This is a genomic window from Chryseolinea lacunae, assembly GCF_016735595.1.
GTDB lineage: Bacteria > Bacteroidota > Bacteroidia > Cytophagales > Cyclobacteriaceae > Chryseolinea > Chryseolinea lacunae.
In genome coordinates this window covers 532,561-552,412 of sequence record NZ_JAERRB010000005.1, presented here as the reverse complement: position 1 = coordinate 552,412, position 19,852 = coordinate 532,561, and the positions used below count along the sequence as shown (strand labels likewise).

The 19,852-nt window shown below is 51.5% G+C and carries 6 protein-coding genes; all 6 read left to right on the top strand.

Translation table 11 applies throughout. The features are described 5' to 3' along the window. Positions 1 to 50: 50 nt before the first annotated feature. Positions 51 to 1,985 (top strand): methylaspartate mutase subunit E, encoded by a 1,935-nt coding sequence (locus tag JI741_RS17745; RefSeq protein ID WP_202012004.1) that lies wholly within the window; start codon positions 51 to 53, stop codon positions 1,983 to 1,985. 50 nt (positions 1,986 to 2,035) lie between these two features. Then, positions 2,036 to 5,311: a non-ribosomal peptide synthetase gene (locus tag JI741_RS17740; RefSeq protein ID WP_202012002.1), complete on the top strand. Its 3,276-nt coding sequence runs from the start codon at positions 2,036 to 2,038 to the stop codon at positions 5,309 to 5,311. Between the two features lie 72 nt (positions 5,312 to 5,383). Further along, positions 5,384 to 8,176, top strand: a complete 2,793-nt coding sequence (locus JI741_RS17735; protein ID WP_202012000.1) for a condensation domain-containing protein — start codon at positions 5,384 to 5,386, stop codon at positions 8,174 to 8,176. 49 nt (positions 8,177 to 8,225) lie between these two features. Continuing rightward, on the top strand, positions 8,226 to 12,692 hold the full coding sequence (locus JI741_RS17730; protein WP_369411819.1) for a non-ribosomal peptide synthetase: 4,467 nt from the start codon (positions 8,226 to 8,228) through the stop codon (positions 12,690 to 12,692). Positions 12,693 to 12,707: 15 nt separating this feature from the next. Then, positions 12,708 to 14,699, top strand: a complete 1,992-nt coding sequence (locus JI741_RS17725) for a MupA/Atu3671 family FMN-dependent luciferase-like monooxygenase (RefSeq protein WP_202011996.1) — start codon at positions 12,708 to 12,710, stop codon at positions 14,697 to 14,699. A 57-nt stretch (positions 14,700 to 14,756) separates the two neighbouring features. Then, entirely contained in the window at positions 14,757 to 19,844 is a 5,088-nt protein-coding gene (locus tag JI741_RS17720; RefSeq protein WP_202011994.1) for a condensation domain-containing protein, read from the top strand. Positions 19,845 to 19,852: the final 8 nt, after the last annotated feature.

Genomic DNA, 19,852 nt, shown 5'->3' with positions numbered 1-19,852 from the left:
AATCGATACGCTACTAAATTGGAGAGCAGACTATAGACTATTTGTTATTTATGGCATACAAACACAAGCTTCTTATTGGCGGCATAGGCGACGACGCCCACTCGGTGGGCATACGGCTACTTGAACTGGGGTTTTGCGAAGCCGACTTCCAGGTCAAGAACATCGGGATACGAAACGACACTGAACTTTTCTTCGAACTCGCTTCGCATTTCGACATCATGATGATCTCGAACAAAAACGGTCACGCCGAATTGTATCTGCAAGATTTTGCCGCCAAACTGGCGCTGTTCAGACTGTCGAACAATTCGCCAAAGCTCTGGTATCTGGGCGGCAGCCTGTCGGTGAGCGAGTCCGATTTTCATATCAAGAAAAAATTTCTGGGCATGGGATTCACCAACGTCTACCCCCGGCCCATCGGCTTTCAGGAAGTGTTGAGCGATATCAAAAAAGATATTCACCGCCACGACATTCCGAAGCGTCCCATCAATGAAAAGGACAGCATCACCAACTATGAGCGCACGTTCGACTACGAAGGAATTATGAACCGGAAGCTGACACGCGAAGAGATGGACGTTCAGCGAAAAGCAGTGTTGCGCGAATGGCCCACAGGCAACGATGTGTCGATGCTGAACTATTCAGGAAGGTATGTGAAGTCGCTTGACAAAATGCTGTGGAAAAATAAAATCGAAGGCCGGGCGCCCCTCTTTCAACCGAGGACCGGTGTGGCCGACATCGAACAACAAATATCCAAACTGAAGTATCTGGAGAGCGAGGGCAGCGACGTGAGCTCGGTTCAACTTGATGCTGCGTCGCGTGCAAAAATGTATGACAAGGCACAGTTGGGTTGTGAGCTGAGCCGGGAACGAAAGACCTCGCAGCTGAACGGATTTCCTATTCCAATTTATGGAACCAAGGAAGTGAGACGGCTGGTGAACTCGGTGAGGAAACCCTTTCAACTTCGCGCGGGTGGTCCCGACCATCGTTTCACCTACGAGATCGCCCTCAACTCGGGCATCTCCGGGCTTGAGGGCGGCTTCATCTGCTACACGATGCCATACGACAAATTAACGAGCCCGACCACGGCACTAAAAAACTGGCAGTTCATTGATCGCCTGGGTGCACTATACGAAGAGTTGCACGGCGTGCTCATCAACCGCGAATGCTTTGGTGTGCTCACGGCCACCCTCATCGAACCCTCCATTGCCATTGTGGTGAACATCATACAGGCGTTGGTGGGTGCGCAACAGGGCATCAAGAGCATTTCCACCGGCTATGCCGAACAAGGCAACCGGGCACAAGACATTGCCGCAGTGCACGTGCTGGAAGAACAGGTAAACAAATATCTCGGGCAACACCGGTTCTATGGCTGCAAAGTCACAACGGTCTATCACCAGTTTATGGCGGCCTTTCCTTCCGAACAAGCAAAGGCCGAAGAGTTGATTTTCAATTCGTCTATCACGGCAACGCTTGCCGGTGCAACAAAGGTGATGATAAAGACCGCCGTGGAAGCCATCAAAATTCCCGACCGGTTCGACAACGCCCGGTCGCTTCACCTCTCGAAGAAAGCCGCCGCGCTGGCCAAAACATTCAACATTGACCAACACAAAGTTGAAGTCGAAAAAAATCTGATCCGCCGCGAGGTCACACAAATCATGAATGCCATCCGCGACCTGGGCAACGGACAGATTGCCGTGGGCGCCGTGAAGGCCATCGAACTGGGCATCATCGACATACCGTGGTCGCCCAACATCTACAACAAGAACAAGGTTGTTTGTGTACGCGATGTTGACGGTGCCATACGGTTTTATGATTTCGGAAGCCTGCCGTTTGACGAAGCCACGAGAACCTTTCACAGGGAGAAGGTGATGGTTCGAAAAAACATGGAACGCGAATCGAGCATTTTCTCGCTTCTTGAAAAAGATCTTAGTCGCATTTGGAAAAACGACTACAAGCGCTGGCCGCTCGATGGCATTTATGTGAACTGATGCACCACAGTTTCCAACACATTCATCAAAACGACATAATCGAATTCTAAATGGATAAGAAAGTTTTATTTTCGGTACTCGATCAGGTGGCGGCACAACGCCCCGGCGCCATTGCCATAGAAGATCCCAAGGGTCAATTAACCTATGGCCGCCTCACAGGCGACGCAAATCGCATGGCAAATTGCCTGGTGAAAGAAGGTGTTAAAAAAGGCGAAGGCGTTGGCGTTTTTATGAATTGCAGCATCCCCTTTGTGACCACTATTCTGGGTGTTAATAAGGCCGGTGGAATGTACATGGCCCTCGATGTGGAGTATCCCATCAAACGAATGGAGTACATCCTGAACCATGTCAAACCTGGTGTTATCGTGACCGACGAAGTCTATCGCGACAAACTGCTGGTGCTGCTGCATGAACTTGCTTTCACGAGCGCATTTGTGAAGCGTGTCATTGTGGTGTCGGAAGAAGGAACGTTGTTTACGGCACTGACCCGCGAAGGCGATGACTTTCGAGTGACGGACGAAAACCGCTATCCGGACACGGCAGTCGATGTGGTGGTAGACGGCGAAGACAGCATGTATCTGGTGAACACGTCCGGCTCTACGGGCAACCCCAAGATGATTGAAGGCTATCATAAAAGCCTGAGTCATTTTGTGCACTGGGAAGTGGGCGAGTTTCAGTTGGACTCTAGCACGCGGGGTTGTGTGCTGGCGCGCATGTCGTTCGATCTGAGTTTGCGCGAAATGTTTGCGCCACTGCTGGCCGGCGGAACGCTCTGCATTCCGGAAGCCGAAATAAAATCGCAGCCGATAAAACTGCTGCAATGGATCGGCGAAAAACGCATCACGCTAATTCACCCTATTCCTTCCATCTTTCGCTTGTTGATGAAGGAGATTTTGCACGACACCGATCTGGCAAAACACGTTCAGCATTTTCAAAACATTTTGTTTGCAGGAGAGGCGCTGTTTGGAAAAGACCTTGCCGACTGGCGCACCATTGGGGGCAACAAAGCATCGCTCGCCAATTTGTATGGCCCTTCGGAAACGACGCTGGCGAAAATCTGCAATCGCATTCATGATAAAGTATATCAAACCAACGAAATTATTCCGCTTGGCAAACCCCTTCCCAATGCAGCGATATTAATCATCGACGATGGTCTGTTGTGCAACCCCAACGCCATTGGTGAAATTCATGTAAAAACGCCTTTTCGCTCGAAGGGCTACTACCGCGAACCTGCTATGACGCAGGACAAGTTTATTCAAAACCCGCTGCACAACGAATATGAAGACATCGTATATCGCACCGGCGATTTGGGACGATGCCTCGAAGACGGAACCATTGTGTTTGCGGGCCGGCAAGACAGCCAGGTGAAGATCAGGGGAAATCGCGTGGAACTGTCTGACGTGGAACGCGCTATCCTGAACTATCCAAACGTGAACCAGGTGGTGGTGTTGCCCGTCCGAAGATCGGACGGCGACTATGTGTTGACATGCTACTACATTTCGAACGCCTTCGTTGACCATGGAAAACTGCATGCCTTTCTGAAAGACTACCTTCCCGAATACATGTTCCCGTCATACTACATTCACCTGGATGAGTTTCCGTTGAATTTGAATGGCAAGATCGATCGCAAGGCATTGCCGCAACCCGAAGATCTTTTGTACGATCAATTGTCGTATGAGGCACCAAACAATCCGCTGGAGGAAAAGCTTTCGCAGATCTGGGCCGACGTGCTGAACCTTAAAAAAGTAGGCGTCAACAATTCGTTCTACGAACTGGGTGGCCACAGCCTGAGCGTTACGCGCGTGTTGTTCCGCATCAGCAAACAATTTTCCATCGATGTTTCGCTCCGCGATATTTTTGACAACCCGACCATTAAAAAACTGGCCGTGTTGCTGACCGACCGCGGCCTTTCCAAATACAAACCCATAGTGCCCATTGAACGGCAAGCCTATTATCCTTTGTCGTTTGTGCAAAAAGACATTGCCACCCTGCTGGCACGCGGCGAAAACATTCCCGACAAAATCACCACGGCGTTTGTGTGGCTCGACAGCCTCGACAAAGACGTGCTCCGGAAAGCACTCGACCAGCTGGTGCAACGACACGAAGCGTTGCGCACAACCTTTCACACGGTTTCGGGCGAGATGCAACAAAAGGTGAACGGCAACATCCACTATGCTATGAAGTATCTGGATGAAAGCTTCAATAGCCAGGATCACCAGGCCATCATGGCGCAATATTTTGAAGTGGAGTCGCGACAGGAGTTTGATCTGGAGAACGGACCGCTCCTCAGCGTTGCCGCGATCAAGTTGTGTCCCAACAAATATTTTGTGACGTTCACCACGCATTTGATGATCAGCGATGCCTGGTCGACGGGCGTCATGGTGGGCGATTTTCTGAAGCTCTACAAAAACATTTTCGACGGATCGGCAACATCGCTGGCGCCGCTAAAGGTGCACTACAAAGACTATGTTGCCTGGCTGGAAGAGTCGGTTTCGGGCGAGCGCGCCAATCGCTATAAAAGCTATTGGTCAAACATGCTCGCCGGCGAGTTGGCGTTGGTGGATCTTGCAACAGACTATGAGCGAAAAGCAAATGCTGCATGGAACGTGAAGGCGTTGTTTGCCACACTGAACACCTCCATCCACCGCGGTTTGGTTGCGCTCGGCGAACGACACGACACCACTGTCTTTAGTGTGTTTCTCACATGCGTCAATGTGCTGCTGCACCGCTACACCGGACGAAAAGATCTGGTGACGGGCACACCGGTGGTTGGCCGCGACCACGCCGACCTGGAAAATGTGGTTGGCAATTTTGTCAACATCATCCCGCTGAGAACACGCATCGATGAGACCGAAACGTTTTCAAGTGTTCTCAACAGAGTGAAAGACGGGGTGCTCGGTGCCTACCAACATCAGCTCTATCCCGACCGCTTCATTAGAGACGATGTGCGCGCCACCGGAGCAGACCATCTTCAACCGCTGTTCGATGTGCTGGTGCAGTGCCAGTCGTTGCCGTCGTTTGTCGACCAGAGCACAGACGGCATCCGCATTGAAGCCTATCGAAGCGCGGTGAAAGGGAACTATCATAAAGTTGACCTGACGTTCGATCTCATGGTGAATGCCGATCAGGCCAGCACAATAGAAATAGAATACGATGCCCAACTTTTTAGCGATGCGTCGGCAGATGCCATCAAAGAGAACCTGGTGCAAATTATTCAAACCGTGCTGCACAACGGCGACGTGCCGCTATCGGAAATTCAATTGATTTCGTCGGCGGAGGAAGAGGAAGAGGCGCTGCAATTTAGGCAGGCCATGTTAAGCATATAGACAAGAAGACATCGGCACCGACAATATCGGGGCAGTAAATAATAGCGGGTAATTTTCTTTTTCAGGGTTAGTATGAATTCATCAGTTTTTCTTGGGGTGTTTGAAGGTCACGTCGCCGCCTACCCGAACCGGGTGGCGGTAGACGCTGGCCAAATCAGGGTCACTTACGAGACGCTGCATGCAAATGCTATGCGCCTGAACAACGCGTTGCAAACACTGGCTGTGCGCCGTGGCACAATCGTGGCCGTGGCCATGTTGCCGGGCGCAGATCACCTGACTGCCGCGTTGGCCATTCTCAACGTCGGCGCCGTGTATGCACCCATTGACATGGACGCGCATTCGCGCAGGCAGAATAAAACCTTTGAACAGAGTCCGTGCGAGATCATCATCGCCGACGAGCAAACGGCCGATGAAGTCATGATGCGCCCGTCGTTTCGGATGCGCGTTGGAGCAATTATGCTTGTGGTGAAGAACGGCGAGGTAAGTAGCTTTCGTTGTGACGCGGCCGGTTTCGCGCCGTGCGACCTGCTGTCGTGGCAGACGGCGCGTGAACGCGGAGGTCAGGCCTTTAGCATGGCGGGTTATTTGCCGCATGGATCGTGGCAAGGCGGCCAGGGCAAATTGACGCTGGAAAGTTATGAAAGCCTCGACCACGTGCTGCAATGGGAAGCCACAACGCTGCAAGTGAATGCCGACGCCCGCATGGCCTATGTGGCTCACGGAAACTTTGATTCGTCTTTGCGCGACATGCTGTTGCCGTTGTTTGCCGGGGCCACACTCTGCATTCCCGATGCGACGGCAAGTAACGATATTCAGAAATTCTCTACGTGGCTGGTAGCGCAGCAGATCACACTGCTGCATTGCGCGCCATCTTTTTTCAGAGCGCTGACCAGCGCATGGCACAACCGCGATGAAACGCAGGCACCAGGTTTTGATTCGCTCAGACACATCGTGATGGCCGGCGAAACGCTCAACAACGAAGACGTGTTGGCGTGGCGTGCACAGGTAAGCAACGTGGCGTTGATAAACATGTTTGGTCCGGCGGGCACCACGCTTCCGCGCACATACCACCACGTTCGCGAAGTGTCAGGTCCTCCACATCAGGCGGTGCATGCAGGCAAGGCCATCGACAACACGTTTGTGGCCGTCATCAACAACAACAAACTTTGTCGCATCGGAGAAATTGGCGAGCTCTATGTCATCACGCCGTTCAAGGGCGCTGACTACGCCGATGAATCTTCCACAAGCGATGGCGACTGGGTACAAAATCCACTCAATCCCGAACGGCAACTGATCCTGAGAACACGGACACAGGGGCGATATCTGCGCGACAGGAATATTGAGATCATAGAATCGGATCGCGAAAACACTACCGGCAAAAAGGAAGCGCCAGCGGTTTCGAACCGGGGAATTCCTTTGCTGCCCCACGCCGACGGCTATGAACTATCCAACTCGCAAAAGCGCGTGTGGATCATGTATGAAACCGACAACAAGGCGCTATACAATGTGCCCTATGCCTTTCAGTTTGACGGCCCGTTGCAAGTGGCAGCGTTTTGCAAAGCCATAGAACGCGTGGTGCAGCGACACGAAATTTTGAGAACCACATTTTTGGCGGCCGACAACGGCCCCCGCCAATTCATACATCCCTTTCACGCGCCCGTGCACGGCGTTGCCTTCCGCGACCTTCGCGCCGAGGCAGCGAACGAGGCCTTGGCGTTGAACATTATCACGCAGGAGTCTAACACGATATTCGACCTGGAGACGGGGCCGTTGTTCAAAGCAACACTCCTCCGGCTGACCGACGACAGCTTCAAGTTTCTCTTTGTTACCCACCACATCATCAGCGATGCTTGGTCGATGGAGATTCTGATCGACGAAGTGCTGGCGCTCTATGAAGCATTTGCCAAGGACCAAGCCGACCCGTTGCAGCCGTTGACCATACAATATAAAGAGTATGCGCATTGGCAAAACCGTCAGCTGGCCGATGGCAGCGAAGGGGTGAACAGGCACAAACAGTTTTGGCTGAACGAGCTCAAGGGAAAGCCGACCACGGTAGACCTTCCGTTGGATTTTGCCCGACCGGCCGTGCGAACCTATGAGAGCGAAACCCTGGCCGTGTCCATCGACGGCGAAACAAAACGTGGGCTGGAGCAACACTGTCAGCGAATCGGTGCCACGCCCTTCATGGCATTTGTGGCGGCACTAAACATTGTGCTCGCAAAACACGCCCGGCAAAATCATGTCACCATCGGCTTTCCGGTGGCGGGCCGTGAGCATCATCAATTGGAAAACCAGATTGGAAACTACATCAACACCATTCCGATCCGGACGGTGATCGACCCAAATAGAACTTTTCACGATTTTTTTCAGGACGTGAAAAGACACGTACTGGAAGTGTTGGATCACCAGATCTACCCGTTCAACCAGCTTGTCGAAGATCTTGATTTGCCCCTGGACAGAAGCCGCAATGTTATTTTTGATGTGGGGTTTACCTACGACAAAGGCAATGCGTTGACGGTGGGCCACCAAGGAAGAAATCTGTCGGGTGTGGAAGTTTGCGCGCTTGAAAATGGTTTCAACCTGGTGAAGACAGATCTGTGGGTGAAGGTTATGGAAATGCACTATGGTTTTTCAGTTACCATTTCCTATAACATCCGCCTGTTCCGCGCACCCGTTGTGCAAAAATATCTTACCGACATAAAATTCCTCATCGAAAATATTGCCGCGCCTCAGGACCACACCATTCAAACACTGATCGATTTGTTAAACGATAATCAGCAGCGTTTGGAAATGGCCAGCAGCAAGATCATCAAAACGAAAAATCTCAATTCGCTTCGCACAATACTGCAAAAGACAAGCCGATAAGGCGGCGTGTTGTGCACGACGGTTCTAATTCTTATTCACATCGATTTTTATGAGCGAGAACATGCAGACAAGATTTCGGCTGTCGCCGGAACAAAGACGTCAGTGGGTGATTCGGGATAGATTTCATTTCTATCAGCAGTGCGTAGTGCAATTGACCGGCCCGTTGAACACGGGGGCGTTGATCGAAAGCATCGGTCGCGTGGTGAGACGACACGAAGGGCTGCGCACGAAATATGTCACGCTGCCGGAATTTTCGTTTCCGCTTCAGGAAGTGCAGGCCGGCGTGGCCTTCGACACGGTCATCAACAGCGATGCCGACAAGAAGCAAGCTGCAAGCAACCAACCGTCTGTGCCCGTGGGATTCCCCGCGCACAGCCCGGAAAAAAACTTTCCCCTCTACATTGAACTTACACGGCATAGCCACAGCGATCATGCATTAACCATCACATTGCCTGCCAGCGCGGCCGACAGCACGTCGGTGATCAACATCGTGCGCGAGATCAGCGCCGTCTATGGACAAGACACACTGCTGAACGATGCGGAGATCGCGCAGTATGGCCATTTTTCGGAATGGCAAAACGAATTGGTTGCCTTGCCGGAAGACGACGCAACGGAATTCTGGAAGAAGTATGACTATCAACGCGGCAACGAAAATTTGCTCTCCTTCCACCGTAAACCAGACCCATCAAAAAAACTGTTGTACTCAGTAAAAACCTTGAAAGTCGGCCAAGCCCTGGGCGACCACCTGAAACGTGTCGCCCACATGGCTCAGGCTGACTTATCAAGGACAATGCTGGCCTGCCTGGCTGTGCTGCTGAGAAATCATATCGGAAGCAACACGTTCACCATCGGATTTGTTAACACCGAACGCAACTATGAAGAGCTGAAGCCCGTGGTGGGCTTGTTGTCAAAAACATTGCCCGTCATTGTTGAGGTAGATCCGGAGCTGACGTTTTCAAATTTCGTCGGCAAGCTCGTGCAGGCTGTTGAATCGGTGGTGGCACTGGAAGATTACTTTGCATGGCCCGACGAGCGCCCGCAAACAAGCGACACACCATATTTTAAAATAGGATTTGAATACCTGTCGGTAGCCGGAACAACGGTCACACAAAACGACGTTCAGTTTTCGATCGTAGACCTGAAGAGTCTGAATGATATTTTTGATTTGAAGGTTTCATGTCTCGACCTGGGCGACACGCTTCAGGTAGACTTTGAATACAACAGCGAGATGTTAACAGACGAGGCCATCACGGTATTGATGGCGCAGTTGGAAACGTTGTTTGTGGCCGTATCGGATGGCGATCAGCGTGTGAAAGATATCGACATCCGAGGCAAAACCGAGATCGGAAAAATACTTTCAAAATTCAGCCAGTCGGCACAAACCATTCCGTTTTCCAAAACCGTTGTCGCCTTGTTTGAAGAAACGGTGGCGCGCTATGCTAACGCGGCGGCGGTTGAATTTGGCGACGAGGTTCTTTCTTACCAAACTTTGAATGCGCGCGCCAATCAGGTGGCCCGGGCCCTGCAAACCGTCCACGGTGTGGCACCAGGTTCAACGGTGGCCTTGCGCGTGGCGCGTTCAGAAAAAATGATCGTGTTGCTGCTCGGCATCCTGAAGGCCGGTGCGGTGTATGTGCCGATCGATGTCAACGTGCCGGAAGAACGTGTACGGTTTATTCTGGAAGACTGCAGTGCGAAGGCCCTGATAACCGACAATGTGCTGGATGGCCTGCAAGTGCCACAGCTCTCTTACGAACATTTTTCATCCCCACTACACGATGAAAAGAATGACCCTGCTCTGGCGCGAAATTGTGCTGATCCCGTTTATATCATTTATACTTCGGGGTCAACAGGAAATCCTAAAGGTGTTATTGTTGCTCATACGTCCCTAGTCAACTATGTTGACTGGTTTGCCAGTGAAAATAAAATTTCTGCCGGTGCCCGAACATTACTGTTGTCGTCCATTGCATTTGATCTGTGCTACACGAGTTTGTGGACGTCGTTGCTCACCGGGGGCACATTGTGTGTGCTACCCGAAATGAAATACCTCGAGTCGGCGGTGCTGGCCGAGCGGCTGGTGCGTCACCGGATCGACTACATCAAGCTGACACCGTCGCACTTCAGCATCCTTATAAACGATCCCTACTTTGAAACCAATGTTGCCCGCTATAACCTCAGCCTCATTGTGCTGGGTGGCGAAGTTTTGCAGGTTGACGACCTGGAGAAATATTTTCAACACCGAAGCGATGTAGTGTTTTTACATCACTACGGCCCCACCGAGGCAACAATCGGAACCATCGCAGAGCGTGTAACGCATGCAGCGTTCAATGCCTTTAAAAGAAAAGTAGTGCTGGGCCGACCCATCACCAACAACGCCATTTATATACTTGACGAAACCGGCAGCCCCTGTGCCATCGGATGTTCGGGAGAGTTGTGTGTGGCCGGTCGCGGACTGGCCTTGGGATATTTGAATCGCGATGAGCTTATGCAAGCCGTCTTTGTGAACAACCCGTTCGATGCCGGCGCCATGCTATATAAGACCGGCGACTACGGAAGATGGATGCCCGACGGAAAAATTGAATTTCTGGGGCGCCGCGACAACCAGGTCAAGATAAGAGGATACCGTATCGAAGTCGGCGAGATTGAAGAGACGTTCAAGAAACACGATGGCGTGAAGCATGCCGTTGTGCTGGCCGACAAAGATGAAAACAAGGAATGGCAGTTGACCGGCTACGTGGTGGCCGACGCGCCAGTGGATATAACGGCGTTGCAGAATTTTTTGAAACGCCAACTCCCCGGCTACATGATTCCCGCAGCGGTGGTGCAGGTAGATGCAATGCCCCTCACGGCAAATGGAAAAGTAGATCGCAAACTGTTGCTCGCAAAACGCGACGCGATGGCGGACGAGACAACGTATGTTGCACCACGCACACCCCTGGAAGGCGACATGGCCGCGATATGGCAACGCGTTCTTCAAAAAGAGCGTGTTGGAATTGACGACGACTTCTTCAGGCTGGGTGGCCATTCGTTGAAAGCCACACAGCTGGTATCAAAAATATTTAAAGAGCTTGGTTTCAAAATCAAGCTGGCCGACGTGTTCGAAAACCCCACCATCAAACAACTCATGCTGGTGATTGTGCCCGATAGCCAGGCCGACTACACGCCCATCGACAAGGTTGCAGAAGCAGAATATTATGAAGTGAGCCACGCGCAAAAAAGATTGTGGTTTATTCACCAGTTTGACGATATGCAAAATGCATACAACATTCATAGTGCCAGTTGGATAAAAGGTGCGCTGGATGTGTGCGCATTGGAGCGTGCGTTCGAAACGCTGCAGCACCGTCACGAGAGCCTGCGCACAACCTTCGTGAGTGTGGATGGCCAGCCAAAGCAAAAAATCAGTAAAACCTGCACGCTGAAAATTTCTTTCCTGGACCTCAGTGACATGCCCGACCCCGAGGCCATCGCGTGCGACATGGCCAAAGACGAAGCCAACGTTATTTTTTCGTTGGAAAACGGTCCGCTGATGAATGTGAAGATTTTGCGGGTGTCGGATACGCTGCACGCCTTTATGTTGACCATGCACCACATCGTTTCGGATGGCTGGTCGATGCAGGTGTTGATGAACGAATTGATTGAGCTCTACAGCGCCTACGGCCGTGGCCAGGAAAATCCGCTGGAGCCGTTGAAGATTCAGTATAAAGATTATTCCGGCTGGCATAAACATATGGTCGCCGACGAAGAACGTTACTGGCTCAGCAAATTGGCTAACCTGCCGGAGCTGGTCAACCTGCCTCACGATGCCGTGACGCGGAGCGAACAGAGCACCGAAGACATCTATCGGAAAGTGACCCTTACCGAAGAAACGAGCACAGCATTGCGCCGTTTCGCCAACACCAACCAAACCACGGTGTCGAATGTGATGCTCACCGTGTATACGTTGTTCATCAACAAAATCAGCGGGCAAGACGATTTTCTTATCGGCGTCGGCCATGCCAATCGCAACCACCCGGATGTTGAAAATCTGATCGGTTTTTTTGTGAACATCCTCGCCATTCGCGTACAGTTTTCGAACGACACCACCATCGAGAGCGCGTTGCGCCAGGTGAGTCTTCACAGTCTGGAAGCCCTTGAGCATTCCAACTATCCATTCAACTTGCTTGTAGAGAAGCTCTGCAAGGAACGCTACTCCAGCAGACAACCGTTGCTCAACGTCATGTATGACTACAAGAACTACAATGCCTTGTTGACGCCGGCCGATCACAAAAACGATGATGCGTTGCTGGAAGTATCACCCATGCCCGCGTTGCGAAACCCGTCTAAATTCGACCTGACGTTATTTGTTTCGGAAACTGCTGACGACATCGCATTTTATTTTGAACATAACGACGAACGCATCGGCGATGAAACCATACACTATTTCTACGGTGTGTTTCATGAATTGATCCACTACGTAGTGCATGCCGAAGCCGTCGTTGCCAGCGAGCAACTTGCCGACACCACCGTGTTTAACTAAATAAAGACGTACACCATGGCCATCAACACAGAAACGATGCGGTTTTTCGCACATGCCAAACACGATCAGAAAATCGCACTGTCCACCGTACAAAAGGAGAATTTTACCTTTGGCGAATTGGCAGCGCGCGTGAACGAGGTGGTGACGCAGCTGTCGGACCGCGTGCAGGCGGGAAGTGTGTTGATCTGCGCAGAAAAAACCGAGTTGGTTGTGATCGCGGTCATCGCCTGTCTGAAATTGAAACTGCCGGTGGTGGTGATAGATCGCACGGTGAATGCTGACGATGTTGCAGAGCTTGTGGAGCAACACCACGTGCGCTTGAGCATAGGCGACACCACGCTCGATCAACTTCCGCCAACCACCGGCCGTGCAACACCACGTGCATGGCACCCCAGCACCACCGTGGCGCTATACACCCGCGACGAAAATGGTCTGCGTACAAATGTTTTTGCGGTGGCCGACCTGCAAACAATTTTTTCAGACCTCACCAACGCTGCCGCCGTGCAGGGCAACGATCACTTGCTCATTGTGGAAGGTGTTCCGTTTGCCGTTTGCCTGATAGACACCCTGTGGGCGCTGGCAAAATATATCCCCGTTGTGATACGAAACATTCATGATGTGTCTGACGCATTGGTTGACGAAGACGATGTGTTGATGGACTTTAGTCTTTTTTATTTTGGATCGTCGCCCGAAGCAGAACAAGAGGACGACAAGTATGCGCTGGTGAAAGAGTCGGTTATCTATGGCGATGCACACGGCTATTCGGCCGTGTGGACTCCGGAGCGCCACTTCAATGCCTTTGGCGGATTGTTTCCCAACCCCTCGGTGTTGGGTGCGGCCCTGGCCATGATTACAAAAAATGTACAGATCCGCACGGGCAGCATTGTGTCGCCTTTGCATCATCCGATACGCATTGCTGAAGACTGGGCTGTGATCGATAACTTGTCGCAAGGACGCGGCGCGTTGTCTTTTGCGTCGGGCTGGCAACTGAATGATTTTGTTTTTTATCCCGACCACTATGCCAACCGACACCAGGTCATGCTGAAACAGATCGAAGACGTGCGAACGTTGTGGGCAGGGCAGTCGATCCCCTGCAAGAATGGGGTGGACGAAGTGATCGATGTTCGCATTTTTCCGCGCCCCGTGCAAACGGAGTTGCCCATCTGGATCACCGTGTCGGGAAAGACCGAGTCGTTTGTAGATGCCGGAAAGCTTGGCGCAAACATTCTGACACACTTGCTCTGGCAAGATCCCGATGAGCTTATCGAAAAAATAAAAGCCTATCGGGCCTCGCTTCGGGCAAGCGGCTTCGACCCCGCGTCACGAACGGTGTCGGTAATGGTTCACACCTTTGTGGGCCTGGACGACGACAACGTGCGGGCTGCTGTCCGGGAGCCGTTAAAAGAATACATTAAATCGTCTGTTCACCTCATCGAGACCATGACCAAAAGCAGCGTCAACTCGTCGCAGACAAAGAAAGACAACATCGGTCGCTATGGACATATCGAAGCGGGCATTCAGGAAGATTTGTTTGAAGAACTGCTTGAGCTGGCCTTCAATCGCTTCTTTGAAAACGCCGCGCTCCTGGGTTCGCCCGAGCGCTGTCATAACATTGTGAAAAAACTGAAAGGCTATGGCGTGACCGAACTGGCGTGTCTGATCGATTTCGGATTGGCAAAATCGGAGGTCATGGAAAGTTTGAAACACCTTACGCAATTCAAACACGCCTATTCCACAAACCACACCAACAAATTTAAAGTATCGCTTGTGCGATGCAGTGAAGATCACGAGCTGCGCGTGCATGCAAATAGCGAGGGACTTCGCGCCGTACGAAAAATTATGGTAAGTCACCCTTCGTTTTATTCTGTGAACAATCGCAATGATGTTGAGTATCCCAGCGAGGCCATCGAAATGGAGAAATACCTCGCCGCCGGCGCCGCCGGCGTTCTTTCAACAGACGATCAACATGCAGCGGCATTCAACGCGTTGATTACGGACGAATTCTAATCGTTCGCCGCACCTTACATCCTGAAAAAACATACCCCGACTATTACGCATCAACAAATGAAACTTTCAAGTATCAAGCTTCAGTCACTTGGGTTGGAGGCAGATCTCGCCGAGCTCTACCAGAAAATAAACAACACCCGAACCGACTGTCCCAGGAATAAGAGTGTGGTCGATATATTTCAAGACATGGTCGCGAAGTATCCCGACAAAACGGCCATAGCGCTCAACGATGTTCGGGTTACCTATTGTGAACTGGATGAGCGGTCTAACAAAATGGCGCACTGGTTGATCGGTCGCGGTGTGAAAAAAGAATCCGCGGTAGCGATCTACCTCGATCGTTCCATAGAAATGGTGGTGGCCATCATGGGCATTTTGAAAGCGGGAGGAGCCTATCTTCCCCTCAACCATGAATATCCCATTGAGCGCAACCGGAACATGATCGCCGAGGGAAAGGCATCCGTGTTGATCTCGGAGACTGCGTTTATCCGCGAAGCAAACATGCTGCAATGGCTGTGCAACGACCTGCTAACCGTGTTGTGTGTCGACGGTGTGGATTTTTACAATCTCGAAGAACGGGCAAACCCGTTGATGAAGAAAGAACTTTGGGAATACATTGGCGAAACGGCCGACGACGATATCGCCGGCGGTGGCTGGACCAATAGCTATACAAAGGAAAAGTTCAGTCGGCAGATGATGGATGAATATTCCGTGAATGCCTATCTGAAACTGCAATCGTATCTCGATCCCACAAAAAAAGTATTGGAGATCGGGTGTGCTTCCGGCATCACCATGTATCGCATTGCGCCTTATGTTAAAAGTTATTATGGCACCGACATTTCGAACGCCATCATATCCTACAACGAACAACGGTGTGCCGACGAAGGAATCGACAACATACGGCTGAAGTGTTTGGGCGCGGGCGATATTGATTTGATCGACGAAAAGGATTTCGACATCATTATCATCAACAGTGTGATCCAGGCCTTCAACGGGTTGAACTATCTGCGCCAGATCATTCGGAAGTGCTACGACCTGTTGGGCGACAAAGGCATCGTGTTTGTTGGCGATGTGATGGACCTCGACAAAAAAGCAGCGATGGTCAACTCCATCCATGAGTTTAAGCGACACAACCCCATGGCCAACACCAAGCTCGATTTTTCGAACGAGCTTTTTGTGAGCAGGCGCTTCTTTGACGACCTGCGCGTGGAAATTGCTGGCATCGACAAAGTTTTTCACAGCGAAAAGATCTTCACCATTCCAAACGAACTCACCGACTTTCGCTACGACACCATATTGTCGGTAGACAAGTCGCGCTGCGATGTTGACAAACAAATCGCAAAACATAAACAGCAATTCGATCGCCTCGTGCTGAACAACATGCCCGCCACACCGTGTGGTGTGCAGGTCTCACCCGACCAGTTGTCGAACATCATGTTCACATCGGGGTCCACGGGCATTCCCAAGGGTGTTCAGATCGAACATCGCTCCATCATTCGCCTGGTGGTGAACTCTGATTTTTTGGATGTGCGCCCCAGCGACCGTTGGCTTCAAACCGCAGAGATTTCGTTCGATCCGTCGTGCATGGAAATATTCGGCGCCCTGCTCAATGGTGCCACGTTGTGCCTGGTGTCGAAAGAATGTTTGCTCGACAGCGAAGCGCTGCACCGCTATATGGTGGAGCACGACATCACCATACTGCAACTGGTGTCGGCCCTCTTTCATGAATTGTCGTCGCAAAAGCCGGCGTTGTTTTCGAGTGTGCGCAGACTGGTGGTGGGCGGAGAGGTGTTGTCGCCGTTGCGTGTCAAGCTGGTGAAGCAGGCCTGTCCGAAGTTAACCATCGTGAACGCCTATGGGCCAACCGAAAACTGCGTTGTGTCTACGGCGTTTGAGGTAGATCAGGAGTATGAAAAAATCCCCATCGGCAAACCCATTTCCAATTCGGGCTTGTATGTGATGGATGCCGATTTACAATTGAAGCCCGTGGGCATCGTTGGAGAGCTGTTTGTTTTTGGAGAAGGACTTTCGCGGGGCTATCTGGGCAACGAAGAGTTTAACAATACCAAGTTTGTGCCGCACCCGTTCATTCCGGGCGAGCGAATGTATCGCACGGGCGATCTGGTTCGGCTGCGGCCGGATCTGAATTTGGAATTTATCGGACGCAAGGATTCGCAGGTAAAAATAAATGGTCATCGCGTCGAATTGCTGGAGATCGAATCGGCCATAAAAAACATTCTTCAAACCGACCAGGTGCTCATTGCCCTCAAGGGAGGCAACAAGGTGTTGTGCGCATACGTTTCGCTGGCCCACGACCTTTCGGTTGACGTCATCAAGAAATTGCTGGCCATCCGCTTGCCCGAACACATGGTGCCGGTGCACATCATCAAGATTGCAAAGTTTACCTTAACACCCAATGGAAAGATCGACGTGCTGGCGTTGCCCGAACCCGATCTTGCCGGCGAAAGCGCACAGGAAATTACGGCCCCTGAAAACGCCGCAGAAGAAAATCTGCTGGCCATTTTCAAAGAGGTTTTGCAGCTCGAAAAAATCGGCGTCACCCACAACTTCTTTCAGCATGGCGGCCACTCGCTGCTGGCAACGCAACTTCTGTCGCGACTCAACAGGGCATTCAATACCAACATCAGGCTCAAGTCCATCTTCAACTATCCCACGGTGCGCAGCCTGGCGCCAACCCTGGCCAAAGCAAACGCCGTCGTGTTCGAAGAGATCGCACCGGTGGCCGCGCAACGCTACCACGAATTGTCGCACGCGCAACAGCGGCTGTGGGTTCTCAACCACATGCCCGAATACCGAACGGCCTATAACATGACCGATGCCTATTCCTTTAAGGGCACGCTGCAGGTTGATTTGCTGGAGAAAGCTTTTTGCACCATTGTGCAGCGCCACGAAATTTTGCGCACTGTGTTTACGATGGTGGATGGCCACCCGATGCAGGAAATTGTGGACAGCAACACGTTTGATTTTTCGCTGCAGCAGGTCGACCTGCGAACAGATTATAATCGCGACGTCACAGCAAAGACCCTCGTCACACAACAGGCGTCGCAGGTTTTTGATTTGGAAAAAGGTCCGCTTATAAAGGCCACGCTGCTCCGGTTGGAAGAGACAAACTTCACGTTTGTTATCAGCATGCACCACATCATTGGCGACGGCTGGTCGTTTTGGGTATTGATAAAGGAGGCGCTTGAGCTCTACAATGCTTACGCCCGCAACCTTGCACCAAACCTCGAACCATTAAAGATTCAATATAAAGACTACGTGGCGTGGCAAAACAAAATGCTGAGACACCAGGGCGTGGACACGCTTGAAAAATACTGGAAGCGTCAGTTGGGCGATGCACCACCCGCGTTAAACTTGCCTATTGATTTTCCCCGGAAGGAGACAAAGACATCGAAGGCTAAGCGTATCATCTTTACGCTGTCGGAAGACGAGAGCAAGTTCATGGTTGAGTCGAGCCGCAAAGAAGGGGTCACGTTGTTTATGTATGTGCTGGCGATGATAAACGTGATGCTCTATCGCTACACAAAGCAGACAACGCTCACCGTGGGAACACCCATTGCCGGTCGCCATCACCAGGCGCTCGAAAACCAAATTGGCCTGTATCTGAACACGCTGGCCCTGCGAACAACGGTTGACCCCGAGCGCAACTTTGGCGTCTACCTCAATAAAATAAAGGATGCCACACTGGAGGCGTTCGAACACCAGGACTATCCCTTTGATCTGCTGGTGGAGACATTAAATCTCTCCCGCGATCTGCTGCGATCGCCACTGTTTGATGTCGGGTTCACCTGGCAAAACGTGGACGGTCCGGAGGGAAGCAGTCAAACCTATTCCTTGCAGGGATTGGAAGTGACGCACTTCCGTCACGATCATCAGGAGATTAAAACCGATCTCTGGTTTCACGGCTGGGAGATCAATCGACAACTGTATATATCGCTCACCTATAGCACGGACCTCTACAAACCCGAAACGATCGATGGTCTTGTCGACCAATTCAAATCGTTAGCCGCGCTCCTCGTCGAACATTCGGAAAGAAACATACAAGACCTGGTGAATAGTTTGTCGTCGAAACAAAAGGAAAAGACTATGGAAAACTATGAGAAAGTGAAGGAAGCCAAGTTTGACAGGTTCAAGACCATGAAGAAGGTGCCCATCAACCTGGGCGCGCAAGCCCTGGTGAATGAGACATTTTTTCCGGGCACGTCCTATCCCGTGGTGGTCAAGCCCAACCTCACGGGCCTCATCCTGGCGCAATGGGTAAGAAACAATACCTCCTACATTCAGGAGCAGCTGCATAAATCGGGCGGCATACTGTTTCGCGACTTTGGCATTCATACGATGGAGGCATTCCAGGAAGTGGTGGCAGCCCTCAGCGACAAAGGCATGACCTATGTTGACCAGTCTTCGCCACGAACCCTACTGTCTGACAAGACCTATACATCGACCGACCATCCCGCCGACCAGGTCATCAATATGCACAACGAGTTGTCGTATTCGCACGACTGGCCGATGCAGATTTTATTTTATTGTCTCTATCCCTCAACCACCGGAGGAGAAACACCGATCGCGGATAGCCGCAAGGTGTTGGCGTTGCTGTCTGAGAAGACGCGCGCCCGGTTTGAAGCGAAGGGCATTCTGTATGTGCGCAATCTCATGAGTGGTCTGGGACTTTCGTGGAGAGATGTATATCAAACATCCGACAAGCATGTGGTAGAAGCCTATTGTCGCGAACGCGGCATTGCCTACACCTGGCTTGCCGAAGATAACCTGCGGATCAGCTGGGCGCGGCCGGCCGTTCACGTTCATCCCGTCACGGGAGAAAAGACGTGGTTCAATCACGGCTTCTTTTTCAATGCCATCAACCTCGACGAAAGCGTTCACGAGGCTGTGGGCGATCGCGACAACCTTCCGTTCAACACATTCTATGGCGACGGAACTGAAATCGAACCCGAGGTGCTTGCCGAACTGAAAGATGCATTCGAAAAAACAAAGGTCTATTTCCCCTGGAAGAAAGGTGACATCCTGTTGCTCGACAACATGCTGATGGCGCACGGCCGCAATAGTTTTTCAGGCGACCGAAAAATACTGGTGGCCATGAACAATGCCCATAGTCAAATAAAATACTAAACCACTAG